The sequence below is a fragment of the Pseudomonas luteola NBRC 103146 genome (assembly GCF_002091675.1).
Taxonomy (GTDB): Bacteria; Pseudomonadota; Gammaproteobacteria; order Pseudomonadales; family Pseudomonadaceae; genus Chryseomonas; species Chryseomonas luteola.
Genome location: NZ_BDAE01000080.1, coordinates 1 through 1,237, shown reverse-complemented (window position 1 = coordinate 1,237; position 1,237 = coordinate 1). Strand labels below are relative to the sequence as shown.

General features: G+C 59.3%; 1 protein-coding gene. It reads left to right on the top strand.

Translation table 11 applies throughout. The features are described 5' to 3' along the window. The first annotated feature begins 65 nt into the window (after window positions 1-65). Window positions 66-1,228, top strand: a protein-coding gene (locus PLU01S_RS25130; protein ID WP_112297702.1) for an IS3 family transposase whose coding sequence is annotated in 2 segments (ribosomal slippage) — window positions 66-321 and window positions 321-1,228 — 1,164 coding nt in all. Because the reading frame shifts where the segments join, the coding sequence is not laid out codon by codon here. Window positions 1,229-1,237: the final 9 nt, after the last annotated feature.

Here is a 1,237-nt window from a genome sequence, read left to right as displayed (position 1 = left end):
ATGTAGTGGTCTACTGATCCTGGACACCGATTTAGGCGAAAATCTCGCCGATAGAGAGGTGTCTGATGAGCAAGCAGCGACGTACTTTTTCCGCCGAGTTCAAACGAGAGGCTGCGGCTCTGGTTTTGGATCAAGGCTACAGCCACATCGAGGCGTGCCGTTCGCTGGGTGTGGTGGATTCCGCTTTACGCCGATGGATTAAGCAGCTCCAGCAGGAGCGCAGTGGTATCACCCCGCAGAGCAAGGCGCTCACTCCTGAGCAGCAAAAAATCCAGGAGCTGGAAGCCCGGATCAACCGGCTGGAGCGGGAGAAAGCGATTCTAAAAAAGGCTACCGCTCTCTTGATGTCAGACGAGTTCGAACGTACGCGCTGATAGACCAGTTGAGTGAGCAGGAGCCGGTAGACATGGTCTGTTCAGTGTTTGAAGTAACCCGCTCGTGTTACTACGCCCACCGCGCCCGGAGGCATCGCATTGATGCGCGTCGCGTGGCCCTGCGTAGCCAGGTCAATCAGCTATTCAGCGGGAGCCGTGGAGCTGCAGGCAGCCGCAGCATCTTAGGCATGATGCGTGAGGATGGCGTGGTAATCGGACGTTTCCAGGTGCGTAGCCTGATGCGTGAGCTGGGGCTCGTCAGCAAGCAGCCCGGCTCTCATGCCTACAAGCAAGCGACGGTGGAGCGGCCCGACATTCCGAACCTGTTGAACCGCGAGTTCACTGTCGAACGCGCCAACCAAGTCTGGTGTGGCGACATTACCTACATCTGGGCACAGGGCCGCTGGCATTACTTGGCGGTGGTGCTGGATCTACACGTGCGCCGCGTTGTCGGCTGGGCATTCTCCGAAAAACCCGATGCGGAGCTGGCGGCCCGTGCGCTTGATATGGCCCATGAGCAGCGCGGTAGGCCGCAGCACGTGATGTTTCACTCCGACCAGGGCAGCCAATACGCCAGCCGCCTGTTCCGGCAGCGGCTGTGGCGCTACCGCATGCAGCAGAGCATGAGTCGACGCGGCAACTGCTGGGACAACGCGCCGATGGAACGGCTGTTCCGCAGCCTGAAGACAGAATGGATACCGTCGACGGGCTACATGACAGCCAGAGAGGCGCAGCGGGACATCAGCCATTACCTGATGCATCGGTATAACTGGCTGAGGCCTCATCAGGCCAATGCCGGACTGCCGCCAGCTGTAGCCGAGAAAAAACTTAACCCACTGTCCGGGATGGCTTGACCACTACAA